We start from the raw sequence: 13,533 nt of genomic DNA, 5'->3' as shown, positions 1-13,533 counted from the left end.
CTTTGCGGGCAGGGTACTTAGCGGACTTTGCTGAAATCGCGAGCCTGCATGCCGCCAAAGAAAAAGCCCGCTGTTCGTGAAAACAGCGGGCTTCTCAGAGGCCTTGCGGCTTGATTTGGCTCCTCGACCTGGGCTCGAACCAGGGACCTACGGATTAACAGTCCGGCGCTCTACCGACTGAGCTATCGAGGAACAAGCCTTAAATTATATGCAATGGATTTGCCGATTTTGAGTGTGACAGCCTGATTTTTTTATCGTCGATGCATCGACGCAAACAAGACCCAAATGAAAATGCCCCGCTACTTTATGAGTAGCAGGGCATCCAGTTGCCTTGCGGCTTGTTTTGGCTCCTCGACCTGGGCTCGAACCAGGGACCTACGGATTAACAGTCCGGCGCTCTACCAACTGAGCTATCGAGGAACAAGCCTTAGATTATAGCGTGATTTTTTGCGCCTTCTCAACCGCGCGCATCTGCATCGACAAATTTGTGAGGCTCACCACATTCACAACGCGATGCTCACACCCAGTCGCAGCGTGCGCGGCGCACCGGGAAACAGATACACATGGCTGAACTGGAACGGCGACTCCTTCCAGTAGCGCCGGTCGAACAGGTTGTCGACCGCAAGCGTCCAGCTCGTGTTCACGCCGCGCAGCCTGGTGTCGTAGCGCAGCACTGCATCGACGCGCGTCCACGAGGGCAGGGTGATCGACCCATCCGGCAGCACGTTGCGCCGGCCTTCGTACGAAAGCTGGCCAGCGATCTCCAGCCCCGGCACCGACGCGACGCGGTACGCGGCCTGTGCCCGCAGCACTTCCTTGGGCACGTTCGTCGGCGACTGTCCGTTGAGCGCCGGGTTCTCGGTGCTGCCGCGCCGCTTGGCGTCGATCACCGCGATGCTGCCGCCGAGGCGCCACGGCCCCTGGTTCCATTGCGCGCCGGCCTCCAGCCCGCGATGCACGGCGCGTCCGTCGTTGCGCACTTCGCAGTAGCCGCTGCACAGGTCGAGGTTGGTCATCGGCCGCGAGATGTCGAACCAGGCGACTTGCCAGTTGAACGCATCGTTGCCGCCCTTCAGGCCCAGTTCCCACTGGCGCGAGGTCAGCGCGGGCAGGGCCTGCCCAGCGTTGGCGTACTGGGAGATCCTGTTCGGCACGACCTGCGATTCCACGCCCTTGCCCCAGCTCGCATAAGCCAGCAAGCCCGGTTGAATGGCATAGCTCGCGGCGATCCACGGCGTGGTCACGTCCTGCTTGTAGCCGGTCGGATTCGATCCGTCGTTGCCGATGCTGCTGCGGTCGAGCCGCGTGTGGCGCACGCCGAGCCAGGTGGTGAAACGGTCGTTCCAGCGGATGGCGTCCTGTGCCGACAGTTCGGTCGAGCGTTCGTCGCGGTTGGTCTGCGGCGTGGTGGCATCGGGGTTGGCCGGCACCATGGCCGTGCCCCAGATGTTGCCGGTGCCCGCGTAGTTGTAGGCCTGATCCTGGAAGCGGTTGCGCACGCGGCTTTGCAGCAGGCCGAAACCCAGCTCGTGCTTCACGCTGCCCGTCGCCACGTTGCCCTTGAGGTTCAGGCTGCCCGCGGTCTGCGTGCGGCGCTCGTTGTCGCTGCGGAAGTCGTAGACGTCGAATGTGCCGTCGGAACAGTAGCGGTCGTAGTTGCCCTCGGCGCCGCAGCCGAAGGCGTAGGCCAGGCGGTCGTCGCTCTTCAAGCGCTGCTGGCCGATCTGCGCGCTCCAGCGCCAGTCGGAGTTGATTGCCTGGCTGAAGCGCACCGTGCCTGTCAGCGCCTTGAACACCGAGGGCTGCGACCACGGCTGGTTGTTGAGGTTGATGCGCGGATCGACCGGCCTGGGCAGCACGCTTCCCAGCAGGCTGTAGCCGGCCTGGCTCGGCTGCGTCTTGCGGCTTTGCTCGATCTCGAATTCCAGCACCGAGTCGCGCGTGATACGCCAGTCGGCCGCCAGCGAGAACAGGTTGCGGTTGCCGTCGAGGTCGTGCGTGATCGGCTTGAGGTTCTCGCTCGCCACGTTGATGCGGTAGCCGAACTCGCGGTTCTCGCCGAAGCGCCCGCCAAGGTCGACGGCGCCCAGCAGGCTGCCGCGGCTGTTGGTCTCGATGCGCACCGTGCGCAGGTCCTGCTCGGTCGGCCGCTTGACGACGTAGTTGACCAGGCCCCCCGGCGCGCTGGTGCCGGCCTGGATGCCGCTGGTGCCGCGCAAGATTTCCACGCGTTCCTTGTTGTCCAGCGGAATCGAGGTCTCGGCGCTGATCGGCAGGCCTTCGCGCCGGTAGTTGAAGCGGTTGTCGAGCACGAAGCCGCGCACCGTGAGGTAGTCCCAGTAGCCGGCGGAGTTGTAGGCGTCGGTGACGGAGGCGTCGAACTGGGTGAGGTCCGCGAGCCGCCGGGCGCCGCTGGCGCGCAGTTGCTGGCTGTCGATCACCGTGGCCGAGAGCGGCAGCTCGCGCAGCGGCACATCGCCGAAGCCGCTGATGTCGGCTTGCGGCGCGGCACTGCTGTCGTTGACGGTGACTTCACGCAATGCCGCCTGCTGCGCCTGCGCGCCGCAAGCGGCGGTGAAGAGAACGACCGCCAGCGCGCGCGACACGGGTGAGAGCGGCCAGGCGGAAGAAAAAAAAGAGGGCTTGGGTTGGTTCATTGTGTTCAGTTGCCGACGGCGTTGCTTTCCATCGCCGCCATCCATTGCATGGCCGTGGCCTCGGGGTCTTCCGCCGCGACCAGTGCGCGCACCACGGCGACGGAGCCAACGCCCGTGGCCAGCACTTCGGGCAGGCGCACCGCGTCGATGCCGCCGATGCCCACCTGTGGATAGCCGCGCAGCAGTCGCGCATAGGCTGCGAGGCGGGCCACGCCCTGCGGCGCGGTCGCCATCTTCTTGAGCGTGGTCGGGTAGACGGCGCCCATCGCGATGTAGCTCGGGCTCACCCTGTCCGCGCGCACCATCTCGGCGTAGCCGTGCGTGCTGACGCCGAGCCTCGCGCCTGAAGCGCGCAGCTGCGCCAGCTGATCGGGCGAGAGCGCGTCGAGGTCTTCCTGGCCGAGGTGGATGCCGTAGGCACCCGCCGCGATGGCGACCTGCCAATGGTCGTTGATGAAGAGCAGCGCATCGGTGCCGCGCACCGCTTCGACGGCCGCCTGCACTTCACGCTCGATGGCCGCCGCGTCTTCCGACTTGAAGCGCAGTTGCACAGTCGGCACGCCGGCGCGCGCCATGCGGCCGACCCATTGCGCATCGGGCAGCACGGCATAGAGGCCGAGGCGTTCGGGGCAGGGCGGGAATGCATCGTCGCGAGCGGCCGGGGGAAACGGGCGCATGCCGAAGTCTGCGGGCGCGTCGGGCCACAGCGCGGCGTCGAAGTTGCTCAGGCGCAGCGTCTGCGCGCGCCAGGCGTGGGCCAGGCATTCGGCGTCGATCTCGATGAAGCCCAGCGCCGAGCAGGCCTGCTTGGCGCCGCGGTACACCGGGTCGTCCGACGAGAAGACCGGCGCGCTCACGGGCGCGGCGGTGATCGCGCCGAAACGCAAGCCGTGGGCCGCGACGATGGCTTGCGCGATGGCGCGGGCGTCGTTCATTGAAGCTGTCATGGCGCGTGATGCCAGAAGGGCGTGCCGAGCACCGGTGTGCTGGGTTGCGCCGCGTCCTGCGCGGCCATTGCGCCGGCACGGTGTGCGGTGCGCCCGGCCTGCACCGCGTCGGCAAATGCGCCGGCCATGGCCACCGGGTCTTGCGCCAGCGCGACCGCCGTGTTGAGCAGCACGCCGTCGTAGCCCCATTCCATCACCTGGCAGGCATGCGAAGGAAGGCCCAGGCCGGCATCGACCAGCATCGGCACCTTCAGCCGGTCGCGCAGCACCTGCAGCGCATAAGGGTTGACAGGTCCACGGCCCGTGCCGATGGGCGCGGCCCAAGGCATCACGGCCTGGCAGCCCACGTCGACCAGCCGCTGGCACAGCACCAGGTCTTCGGTGCAATAGGGCAGCACCTTGAAGCCTTCGCGAATCAGCTGCGAGGCCGCGTCGACGAGGTTCAGCGTGTCGGGCTGCAGCGTGTAGTCGTCGCCGATCAGCTCGAGCTTGATCCAGGGCGTGTCGAACAGCTCGCGCGCCATCTGCGCGGTGGCGACCACCTCCTGCACGCTGTGGCAGCCGGCGGTGTTGGGCAGCACGGGCACCCCGAGGCGGCGCAGCAGTTCCCAGAAGCCGTTGCCGAGCTCGCTGTTGCCCGATCCCTGATTCGCGGTCTGCCGGCGCAGCGAGGCCGTGAGCATCGCGGGCCGGGCGCGCTTGACCGCGGCTTCGAGCAGGTCTGGCGAGGGATAGCGAGCGGTGCCGAGCAGCAGGCGGCTCTGGAAGGTTTCGCCGTAGAGAACCAGCGGGTCGTCGTGTGTGGTGTTCATCGTGTCGTCTCCGTCAATCAATCAGCCGCCCGTCACGGGGCGGATCACTTCGATGCGGTCGTCGGGTTGCAGCGCGCGCGCGGCGTAGGCGGAGCGCGGCACGAACTCGCGGTTCACCGCCACCGCGAACGGCGGCGTGGCGTCCAGCGCGGCCAGCGCATCGGTCAGCACGGCGTTGTCAGGCAGGGTGAAAGGCTTGTCGTTGATCAGGATGTTCATGCGTGGGATATCTCCATGCCGAGGCTCGCAGCGAGCGTCGAGCGGCCGTGCGCCAGCAGTTCCATCGCGGCGTCGAGCAGCGCGGGTGCGATCATGAAACCGTGGCGGTAGAGCCCGTTGATGCGCAGCACGCGCGGCTGCGGCTGCTCGATGGCGGGCAGGTTGTCGGGCAGCGTGGGCCGGCACTGCGTGGCGATTTCGACGATGCGCGCCTCGGCAAAGCCGCTGTGCACCGCATACGCGGCGCTCAGCAGTTCCAAGGTGGAGCGCACGCTGGCGGGCGACATGTCGTCCGATTCGATCTCGGTCGCGCCGATCACGAACAGGTTGCCCGGCTTGGGCGCGATGTAGAGCGGGTAGCGCGGATGCACCAGGCGCGTGGGCCGCCTCAGCGTCACTTCTGGGGCGTGCACCCGGATCACTTCGCCGCGCACGCCGCGCAGTGCGTTCCACTGGGGCCGGGCGCCGAAGCCGCGGCAGTCGATCACCCGGTCGGGCTGGCCCGGTGCGCCGGGCGTGAAGTCCGAAGGCGCGCGCGCCGATTGCCAGTGCAGCGTCACGCCGGGGCTGGCTTGCAGTGTGGCAAGCAGGGACGCGAGCAGCGCGCGGTTGTCGAGCTGACCTTCGCCCGGCAGGAACAGGCCCTGCATGAAGCGCTGCCCGAGCGAGGGCTCAAGGGCGGCAATCGCCTTGCCGTCGAGCGTTTGCATCGGCGCGAGCTCTGGCACCTGCGTGCCGGTGTTGGCAAGCACGCGCGCCAGGCGTGCGGCTTCGGCGGCGTCCTGCCGGTGCCACAGCACCAGCGTGCCTTCGCGCTGGAAGAACACGGGCTGCGCCAGCTTTGCCAGCAGCTCGGGCCAGCGCGAGAGCGCGTGCTGCCCCATGCGCACGACCGACACCGGCGCCACCGCCGATTCGGCCAGCGGCGCGAGCATTGCGGCTGCCACGCGTGCGGCAGCGCCTTCCGCATCGGGGCTGCCCGCTTCGAACAGGTCGACCTTGCAGCCCGCCTGCGCGAGCGTGACCGCCATCAGCCGGCCCATGAGGCCCGCGCCGAGGACGGCGGCGGATTGAAAAGGAAGGCTCATGGTCTCGCTCCTTCCGGCCATGGATACCGCCGATAATTTTCGGCATGACCCAAGCACCCACCCAGCGCTATGCACGCGTGCTCTCCATTGCCGGCTCCGACAGCGGCGGCGGCGCCGGCATCCAGGCCGATCTCAAGACCTTCGCGGCGCTCGGCTGCTATGGCATGACGGCCATCACCGCGCTCACCGCGCAGAACACGCTCGGCGTGTCGGGCATCCACGGCGTGCCGCCCGAGTTTCTCAAGGCGCAGATCCAGGCCGTGGTGGAAGACATCGGCGTCGATGCCGTCAAGCTCGGCATGCTGCACGCGCCCGAGATCGTCGAAGTGGTGGCCTGGGCCATCGACCGCTACCAGCTGAAGAACGTGGTGCTCGACCCCGTGATGGTCGCCACCAGCGGCGACCGGCTGATCGCGGCCGAGACGGTGCAGGTGCTGGTGCGCGAACTGTTCCCGCGCGCGCTGGTGGTGACGCCCAATCTCGACGAAGCCGCGCTGCTCATCGGCCATCCCATCGACGGTATCGATGCGCTCGACGGCGCGGCCGACGAACTGCTGGCGCTCGGCGCCAAGGGCGTGCTGCTCAAGGGCGGCCATCTGCCGGGCAACGACGTGGTCGACGTGCTGCTGCAGTCCGGGGGCGAGCGCAGGCGGCTGGCTTCGAAGCGCATCGACAGCCCCAATCTGCACGGCACCGGCTGCACGTTGTCGTCCGCCATCGCCGCGCACCTGGCATTGGGCGCGGCGCTGCCGGAGGCGGTCGAGCGGGCGCGTGCGTACATCCTCGGCGCGATGGCCGCGGGGGCGGATGTGAAGATCGGCGCGGGTCATGGTCCTCTCAACCACGGCTTTGCGCCAGTGCCGACGCACCGCTTCGCGCTGACGGCCGGCTGAGCCACGCGAGCGCGAAGGTCGCGGCCAGCGTCGGCAATGCCGAGCCGAACTGCGGTGCCCATCTGGCCAGCGCGTGGTACGCGGCAATGCCCGCGATCCAGATCAGCGCGGCGCCGAAATCGATCTTCCGCGCACCGCCCACCGACACGGACTGTCCGCTGCCAAGCCGCCCGATGATCACGCCGTAGAGCGGCACGAACACCGAACTCAACAACAGCAGGAAGGGCTCCAGCGTGTGCATCGGCAGCACCAGTGCAAAAGCGATGCACAGCGCGGCCAGCAGCAGGCCCCAGCGCTTCACGCTCCAGCGCGGCAGCAGGCTGTGCGTGGACACCGAACCCGAATACACGTCGCCGTAGGCGTTGTCGAGCTCGTCGATCAGGATCAGGCCCAGCGCCAGCAGGCCGCCTTGCGCAAGCAGCAGCGCCGTCACCAGCTCGGTGCCCGGCTCGGCCACGCTCACCACCATCACGCCCAGCGCATAGCACCAGATGTTGGCCAGCGCATAGCCGAGCCAGGTGCCGCTGAAGGCGCTCCCCAGGCCCCCGGTGCCGCGCTTGCCGTGCCGTGCGTAGTCGGCCACCAGCGGCAGCCATGACACCGGCATCGCGATCACCAGGTCCAGCGCGCCGAACATGCCCATGCTGCCGTCGCCCGGCCGCGCCCAGAACGCGTCGAGTCCCTTGGCATGCAGCCGCGTCGCGAACTGCCAGCTGAGCCACAGCAGCGACAACACCACTAGCGGCAGCCCGAAGCGGCTGACGAAGCGCCGCACCAGCTTGACCATCGAGCCCGCGAGCAGGGCCAGCAGCACCGCGCCCCAGAGCAGCGTGGTCAGCACGCCGCCCCATGCCGAGCCGATGGACGGCCCGAAGGCCGCCTGGCCGATGGCCTGCGTGCCCTCGCGCATGACGACCAGCTCGAAAGTGGTCCAGCCCACCAGTTGCACGATGTTCAGCAGCACCGGCAGCCGCGCAAAGGCGCTGCCGTAGGTGGCGTGCATGAGGCCGGCGCTGGCCAGGCCGCTCTCGCAACCGAGCCGCGCGGTCCAGGCCAGCAGGCCCGCGCCAAGGCAGGAGCCCAGCACGATGGCGATGGCCGCGTCCCGCGTGCCCACCGCGGGCACGAGGTACGCGCCGATCTGCATCACCAGCAGGCCGACGCCCAGGCTGAACCACAGCGCGGCGTGGTCGTGCCAGCCGAACACGCGCCTGGACGCGGGCAACGGCGTCAGCGCCTCGTTGGATGAGGCGGATCCGGCGTTGCTGCTGCGATCGTTGTTGTTGTTGTCTTGTGCCATCCGTTTGCTCCAGTGCAAAAGGTTTGGCAGGTGGGCGGGGCCCGAGCGACACGGTCGTCACGCGAGACAACGTGAGCGGCCAACCGGACCAGCTTCCCTGCGCGAGGATTACCTCAAGCCGTGAAAATAAACACGGCGGACAGGTTCGAAGGGTTTGATCTCAGCCGAGCGTTTAAGCGCCCAGCACCCCTAGCAAGCGATCATTCTAGCTCGCACCCAAATTGGGCTATAGGGCGCGTCGCGGCTCTAGGGCTTACCCGGGTTGTGACCGCATGCCGAACTCGCCGGATGCGAGAATCCGACGGTTCGTCTTAAATGCCTACGTGCCTACGGTTTTTTGGACGGTTACAAAGGTGGGCAAAAGTCCCGGAGGAAAAAATTTTGACTATGGAAGAAGCATTACAAGAACCGCCGGTTTTGCGCGTAAAGGACGTGTTTGTTCCCGGTGGATTCCCAAAGCACACCTATCAGCCGCGCGCACAATTTAAGATTGAAGCGAAGCTGACCGATGCGTTGGATCGGCTGCCCAAGTTCATTGCGGTTGCAGGCCCAACGAAGAGCGGCAAAACCGTGTTGGTGCGGAAGGTCGTTCCCTCCTCGGATTGCGTCTGGTTGGAGGGCGGCCACCTCAAAAGTATTGCGGACGTTTGGGCGCAGATTCTTGCAGAGCTAGGTCTGCCAAGCCAAACCGTTAAATCTCAGGGCTTGGCGCACGAAGATAGTTATGTCGGCGAAATGGACGTTGGATTTCGACCGATGGGTGTAGGAGGCGGTGTAAAAGGTCAAAAGGCCGCCAAAGACGCGACCAACTCAAGCAACGCTGCTACGTTCAATGTTTCGGCTGCCAGGACTGCTGTTGATGCCCTGGTAGCGCGTCAGAAGGTCCTGGTAATCGATGACTTTCACTATTTGGAACCTGAGCTCCAAACGGAGGTGATTCGCGCCCTCAAGCCAGCAGTGTTTGAAGGTCTGCAGGTCGTGCTAATTCTGATCCCGCACCGTATGCATCAGGCCGCTAGCGCAGAGATGGACGTCGACGGACGAACAGTCACAATCCCAATTCCTGAATGGCAGAACTCGGAACTTTTCTCGATTGGTGAAACTGGCTTCAGGCTTCTCAATGTCCACTGTCTGCCAACCGTCCTTGATGCACTGGTGAAGGAGTGCTTTGCGAGCCCGCACATGATGCAAGATTTTTGCTCTGCACTCTGCCGAGACGCGGGGATCCGGGCAAAGTATCTTGGGGAGCCCCCGAGCCCGGCCGTCAAACTGCCGGTACCGCCCGACAGCTTCTTCAAAGAATTCGCGGAAAGTATTTCGCCGGAGACTTTCAAGGCACTGCGAAAGGGCCCTGAACGCACCAATCGAAAGGATCGTGGGTTGCAAGGTGGCGGCACTTGCGACACCTACCAAGCAGTAATGCTGGCATTGCATGAGCTGGGAGGCGTGACGCCGGTGGACTGGACGAAGCTGCGAAAGGCCTTGCAGCAGTTGTTGATCGAGGTGCCTCAGCAGCACGAAGTGACGCGGGCTCTAGAAAAAATGGATGAGATTGCGAAGGATCGCGAAGGCGAACCGGTCATCGATTTCGCGAATGGAGAGCTTCACTTGGTTGACCCATTCTTCCGTTACTACGTGAAGTGGAATGGGTCAATTTTGGAAGATGGCGACGCTGCGTCATAGCGTCGCTGATGAGCACTCGCTTGCCCCTTGCGGGTCTACGTTTTACGTCCGTTTGAGGCAAGCGGCGGGCTCATCACCCTTAGAAAGCCCTTGCCGAGAAGAATATTGCGATAACAATTGACCGCGACCGCCTCAGCTTCTCGGGCGACGAGGTCGCCAACCGCGACGACTTGACCATCATCGCTCACAATCGCCAGCTTAGCCGGCTTCCCGTCAACCGTGACCGTGAGCCCCTCATGGGAGACGGCACTGATGACGACCCCTTCGATTGCGCCCGTGGACTGCGTGCCAATCATCATGATGCCTCCCGCAGCATATCTGCCTGTTGTGCCGCCAGCGTGATGATCCGGCCGCTGGTCGACCGGATCTCGCCGGTGGCCTTATTGACCGCCCGGCTGACCTCGCTGTAGCTGAGCCGCATCAGCTGGAATTCGTGAAGGTCGACGGCCGTGTTGATGTGATCGAGCTCCTGGTAATAGAGGGCGGTAGCCTTCCATTCGCCGCTAGCCATCGCTCGCTGCTCGATACCGTGCAGGGCTACCTCAGCACTGCGGAAATGCTCGCCGAGACCTCGCACGACGCCCTGCTGCTCGATGGCCTGGGCCACGTAGATCGAGCTGGCCACGATCGACCATTCGAGCTCGGTGGCCACACCTTCGCGCAGCGCTTGAGTAGCAGCGCGCAGCGGGGCGAGCGTTTTCGCGAGCTCCGGCGGCGTCAGCAGCGTGGCGGCGTTCCTGGCCAAGCGCATCGGTGCGAGCGATGTGCGGTGTGTTCGACGGGGAGGGCGGCTGTGTGTCATGTCACTTCACCGTTGCCGGGTCGGCACGCTTGAGCCAGCCGCTGCGGGTATCGCCGAGCCGTTCGTCGAGCTGCTCGGCCGTTTCCGGCCAGAGGTGCAGGTCGTGCACGAGGCGAAGATAGACCCGGTGCCAGAAGTGCCGGATCTCGTGTTGCGGATGCTTGTAGCCGAGGATCTCGACCGCGTGCATGAAGTGCAGCTGGTAGTGATGCGGCAGCATGTCGACCTGTCGCAGGTAGTCATTCACGTGGAGTTGCATCCGTTCTGCCCATGGCTCGAGGTCGTCGTGTCCTTCAAGCGACGGACCAGTAAAGGAGCCGCCGTTCTTGTCGATCGGGTTGTCGAGAACCTTCCCGTCCATCGCAGACAGCAGCACACAGCGTCGAAGCCAGCGCAGCAGCATCTTGGCGCCGCCGCCATACTTGGGTTGACCGTCAGGCCCTCGGATCGCGGCCAGCAACACGCTCTGCTGCATCATGGGGATGGTGTGTGTCCAAGCCTGGGTGACTGGGCCTGGAGCGGCCTTAGCCTTCTCGTCGATAGCACAGGCAGCGGAGTAACTTGCCAGAACGATTCCGCGCCCGTTCGCTACGGCGTGGATCTCGAGCAAGCCCTCGCGGATGCTGGACAGCATCGCGACGCAGTTCTCATGTGTGGCGCCTTGCTTCAAAAGTTCTGCGAGCGCGTGTTCCGCACCGCGTTGTACGAGCTGCTGCGCCAAAAGCTCGGCGCGGTCCATGTTTTGCATCGAGGCGCGCCATTGAGCCAATGCTTCGGGCGAGGTGCCGGCGTTTTCGATGGTGGCCATTACGCGATCACCTCCAGCACGTCGGCCTCGAGCTCGACCAGGTTGGGCGCCTTCTTCCGCCTGGCCAGGTTGACGACCCATTTCGTCGTGCCGTCGACGGCCGACTTGACGGTGCCTTCTTTACCGATGTATTCACTGAGGAAGCCGGAAACCATCGTGCCCTTGACTTTCACGCGGTCACCGGCCTTGAGTGCAGGCGTCTGCGGCTCGGTGTTCTGGTCGGCGGTGCGTGGGAACGGCCACAGGCTGGTGGCAACGACGATCAACCAACTGATCGGGATGGTGGCTTCACTCGTGCTGCCTTCGAATTGAACGCGAGCCTTCCCGCTGGCCAGGACCTGGAGCACAACGCCTTCCCGCCCGAGGTCTTCGTGCCCAGCTCTGTCGACCATCACCCGGTCGCCGACTTGAGGCAGGGCGGCCGCACCACCCGGCGCGGCAAGTGCCGCGCCTTCATCAAGCCCTGCGCCGTCAGGCGCCTGGATCTCTGCCTTCTCGCTCGCCTCGAGCTCCTGCAGCGCCTCGGCGATCTTCGCCGAGGCCTCCTCCTTCGAGGTCTTGCCCTTCTTCGCCGGCGCCGCAGGCTTCGACTTCGATTTTTCTCCCTTCGCACTTCCCTCCGGCTGCGCAGCCAGCTCGTCGCCGGCGGGAGCTTTGGGCGCGCGCTCGGCGCGGATCTGCTCCTGGACCTCGGTCATGATCGCGGCAACGTCGAGGGCCAGGAGGCACGCGAGTTCCTCGATCACGGGCGCGGAGTCGCTGTAGACCCACTCGTCATCGACGTAGTCCCCATGCGGACTACGATCGCCCTCGAGCAGCAGCAGGAGCAGCGTATAGCCCACGTCGTTGTCGTCGATCGCTCGGACTGAAGACGCTGTCAGCTCGTCGTCATAGCGGTGGCCGCTGAGCTCGAGTACATCGAACAATGTGTCCTCGGCGCACCGGTTGTCTACCCTCGAGATCTCAAGGAGCACGCGGCGCAGAAGGTTCGCGCTCAATGTCTTGATCTCTCCAGCTCGGATGCGAGGGGCAATGGCGTCCGCGGCCGCCTTGCGCCAGCGCTTCTGGTAGTTCTCGGCCAGCTCGCGCCGCTTCTGCTTTTCCTCGCGCTCCAGCTGGCGAGCGCGGTCCTTCTTCATCTGCTGGTCGATCTTCTCGCCGCGATCATTCTTCCCGGCCTTGGCCGCAGCCTTCATGGCGAGTTCATCAGGAATGATTTCCTTCACATCGCCGTTATGCGGGTCGACGAAGAGCTTGACCTTGCCCTTCAGCTCGCGATCGGAGAGGGCCTTGCGGGCCGCCTCATCGAGGTCCGAGTAGCCGTTGAGAGCGGAGTACCAGCTCTGTGGCTTCAGCTCGAGCGCTTCCTTGCCTTCGATCACCTCCATGCCCTTTGCCTTGGCAATCGCAATCAAGGATTCCGAGTGCGCTGTTTCCTTCGCATGGAAGCACGTCGGGTCTGTGCAGACGTCTGGACCGTCGACATCGGCGAACAGATCCGGGTTAGCACCGGTGCGCTTCGAGCAGCCGGGGCAGTCGCCGGCGGCCGGCACCAGGTTGGCGTCGACAATCGAGAAGCGGGCGGCCGACAGCTTCAGCATGACGTTCTGCTGCACCCACGTCTGCAGCGCGCGATAGCTCAGCCGCGGCGAGCCCTGGTGGTCCTTCTCGGTCGCGGCCGCAAGGGCCTTCAGCTGCAGCTTCTCGTCGGGGATGCGGGCGATCAGCAGGGCCTTGCTGCCGTCGATCTCGCCGGCGCGCAGGGCCTCGCGCGGCGCGCTTGTCAGGTCGAGCAGCTTCATGCGGCCGTAGACATAGCTGCGGCTCTTGCCGATGCGCTCTCCCACGAGCTCCTTGGCAATTTTCGTTTCCTCGCAGAGCCGCTGGTAGCCCTCGGCCTCCTCGAGCTCGGTGAGGTCGTCGCGCTGCAGGTTCTCGACGATCTGGATCTCGAGCACTTCCTGATCGCTGAGCCGGCGGATCATCGCGGGAATGGTCGCCTGCTGCGCGAGCTTGCTGGCACGGAATCGGCGCTCACCGGAGACGATCTCGTGCGTGGGCAGCGGCATGCCGTCGCCGCGGTTGCGGAAGGTGTCGTCGAGCCTGTTGGCCGGCAGCGGCCGCACCAGGATCGGCTGGTGCACGCCGCTGGCCTTGATGCTCTCGACCAGGTCGAGCATCTTGGCCTCGTTGAAGGCCTTGCGCGGATTGGTGAGGCTCGGCGTGATCAGCGCCAGGTCGAGCATGGCGAACTGTTCGCTCGCGGGGACGTCGACCAAGGCCTCGCCGCTGTCGGATGCAAATTCTTTGGTGGGCACGGTGGC

The 13,533-nt window shown here is 65.4% G+C and carries 12 protein-coding genes and 2 tRNA genes; 2 read left to right on the top strand and 12 right to left on the bottom strand.

Features of this window, described 5'->3' with window-relative positions; translation table 11 throughout:
- Positions 1 to 116 precede the first annotated feature (116 nt).
- The 7 genes from WIX39_RS18925 to WIX39_RS18895 all read right to left on the bottom strand — a co-directional run bounded on the left by WIX39_RS18925 (position 117) and on the right by WIX39_RS18895 (position 5,723).
- A tRNA-Asn gene (locus WIX39_RS18925) sits at positions 117 to 192 on the bottom strand.
- Between the two features lie 152 nt (positions 193 to 344).
- Positions 345 to 420 (bottom strand) — tRNA-Asn (locus WIX39_RS18920).
- Positions 421 to 503: 83 nt separating this feature from the next.
- Entirely contained in the window at positions 504 to 2,657 is a 2,154-nt protein-coding gene (locus WIX39_RS18915) for a TonB-dependent siderophore receptor (protein WP_409195619.1), read from the bottom strand.
- A 5-nt stretch (positions 2,658 to 2,662) separates the two neighbouring features.
- The gene (gene thiE / locus WIX39_RS18910) at positions 2,663 to 3,604 is read right to left on the bottom strand and encodes a thiamine phosphate synthase (RefSeq protein ID WP_199851913.1); all 942 of its coding nucleotides are present in this window, start codon (positions 3,602 to 3,604) and stop codon (positions 2,663 to 2,665) included.
- On the bottom strand, positions 3,601 to 4,416 hold the full coding sequence (locus tag WIX39_RS18905; RefSeq protein WP_081266335.1) for a thiazole synthase: 816 nt from the start codon (positions 4,414 to 4,416) through the stop codon (positions 3,601 to 3,603). The genes thiE and WIX39_RS18905 overlap by 4 nt, the downstream gene beginning before the upstream one ends.
- Positions 4,417 to 4,437: 21 nt before the next feature.
- A complete protein-coding gene (gene thiS, locus WIX39_RS18900; protein WP_081266336.1) occupies positions 4,438 to 4,635 on the bottom strand; it encodes a sulfur carrier protein ThiS in 198 nt (65 codons plus the stop codon).
- Positions 4,632 to 5,723, bottom strand: coding sequence for an FAD-dependent oxidoreductase (locus WIX39_RS18895; RefSeq protein WP_106934335.1), 1,092 nt, complete (start codon positions 5,721 to 5,723; stop codon positions 4,632 to 4,634). The genes thiS and WIX39_RS18895 overlap by 4 nt, the downstream gene beginning before the upstream one ends.
- A 44-nt stretch (positions 5,724 to 5,767) precedes the next feature.
- On the opposite strand from WIX39_RS18895, the gene thiD reads away from it, so the two are divergent.
- Positions 5,768 to 6,616, top strand: coding sequence for a bifunctional hydroxymethylpyrimidine kinase/phosphomethylpyrimidine kinase (gene thiD / locus WIX39_RS18890; protein WP_205367085.1), 849 nt, complete (start codon positions 5,768 to 5,770; stop codon positions 6,614 to 6,616).
- Here the strand turns inward: thiD and WIX39_RS18885 are convergent.
- Entirely contained in the window at positions 6,561 to 7,916 is a 1,356-nt protein-coding gene (locus WIX39_RS18885) for a purine-cytosine permease family protein (protein ID WP_409195618.1), read from the bottom strand. The two genes, thiD and WIX39_RS18885, sit on opposite strands and share 56 nt — an antisense overlap.
- Positions 7,917 to 8,303: 387 nt before the next feature.
- On the opposite strand from WIX39_RS18885, the gene WIX39_RS18880 reads away from it, so the two are divergent.
- Entirely contained in the window at positions 8,304 to 9,599 is a 1,296-nt protein-coding gene (locus tag WIX39_RS18880) for an AAA family ATPase (protein ID WP_409196355.1), read from the top strand.
- 35 nt (positions 9,600 to 9,634) lie between these two features.
- On the opposite strand, the gene WIX39_RS18875 is transcribed toward WIX39_RS18880, so the two are convergent.
- From WIX39_RS18875 to WIX39_RS18860, 4 genes are read right to left on the bottom strand one after another with little or no spacing between them, the layout of a single operon-like run.
- Complete coding sequence (locus tag WIX39_RS18875) at positions 9,635 to 9,895, bottom strand: hypothetical protein (RefSeq protein WP_409195617.1); 261 nt, start codon at positions 9,893 to 9,895, stop codon at positions 9,635 to 9,637.
- On the bottom strand, positions 9,895 to 10,401 hold the full coding sequence (locus tag WIX39_RS18870) for a hypothetical protein (RefSeq protein WP_409195616.1): 507 nt from the start codon (positions 10,399 to 10,401) through the stop codon (positions 9,895 to 9,897). Before WIX39_RS18870 ends, WIX39_RS18875 begins: the two co-directional genes overlap by 1 nt.
- A 1-nt stretch (position 10,402) precedes the next feature.
- Positions 10,403 to 11,209 carry a hypothetical protein gene (locus WIX39_RS18865; RefSeq protein WP_409195615.1) on the bottom strand — a complete coding sequence of 269 codons (807 nt, stop codon included), beginning with the start codon at positions 11,207 to 11,209 and terminating at the stop codon, positions 10,403 to 10,405.
- Positions 11,209 to 13,527 (bottom strand): ParB/RepB/Spo0J family partition protein, encoded by a 2,319-nt coding sequence (locus tag WIX39_RS18860; RefSeq protein WP_409195614.1) that lies wholly within the window; start codon positions 13,525 to 13,527, stop codon positions 11,209 to 11,211. Before WIX39_RS18860 ends, WIX39_RS18865 begins: the two co-directional genes overlap by 1 nt.
- Positions 13,528 to 13,533 lie beyond the last annotated feature (6 nt).

It is taken from the genome of Variovorax sp. AB1(2024) (assembly GCF_037482385.2).
Classification (GTDB): domain Bacteria; phylum Pseudomonadota; class Gammaproteobacteria; order Burkholderiales; family Burkholderiaceae_C; genus Variovorax.
This window is presented reverse-complemented; position numbering and strand designations above follow the sequence as displayed.

Bases quoted from the DNA above. Each gene is read 5' to 3' on its own strand.
- WIX39_RS18915 (WP_409195619.1), bottom strand. From the start codon at position 2,657: ATGAACCAACCCAAGCCCTCTTTTTTTTCTTCCGCCTGGCCGCTCTCA.
- thiE (WP_199851913.1), bottom strand. From the start codon at position 3,604: ATGACAGCTTCAATGAACGACGCCCGCGCCATCGCGCAAGCCATCGTC.
- WIX39_RS18905 (WP_081266335.1), bottom strand. From the start codon at position 4,416: ATGAACACCACACACGACGACCCGCTGGTTCTCTACGGCGAAACCTTC.
- thiS (WP_081266336.1), bottom strand. From the start codon at position 4,635: ATGAACATCCTGATCAACGACAAGCCTTTCACCCTGCCTGACAACGCC.
- WIX39_RS18895 (WP_106934335.1), bottom strand. From the start codon at position 5,723: ATGAGCCTTCCTTTTCAATCCGCCGCCGTCCTCGGCGCGGGCCTCATG.
- thiD (WP_205367085.1), top strand. From the start codon at position 5,768: ATGACCCAAGCACCCACCCAGCGCTATGCACGCGTGCTCTCCATTGCC.
- WIX39_RS18885 (WP_409195618.1), bottom strand. From the start codon at position 7,916: ATGGCACAAGACAACAACAACAACGATCGCAGCAGCAACGCCGGATCC.
- WIX39_RS18880 (WP_409196355.1), top strand. From the start codon at position 8,304: ATGGAAGAAGCATTACAAGAACCGCCGGTTTTGCGCGTAAAGGACGTG.
- WIX39_RS18875 (WP_409195617.1), bottom strand. From the start codon at position 9,895: ATGATTGGCACGCAGTCCACGGGCGCAATCGAAGGGGTCGTCATCAGT.
- WIX39_RS18870 (WP_409195616.1), bottom strand. From the start codon at position 10,401: ATGACACACAGCCGCCCTCCCCGTCGAACACACCGCACATCGCTCGCA.
- WIX39_RS18865 (WP_409195615.1), bottom strand. From the start codon at position 11,209: ATGGCCACCATCGAAAACGCCGGCACCTCGCCCGAAGCATTGGCTCAA.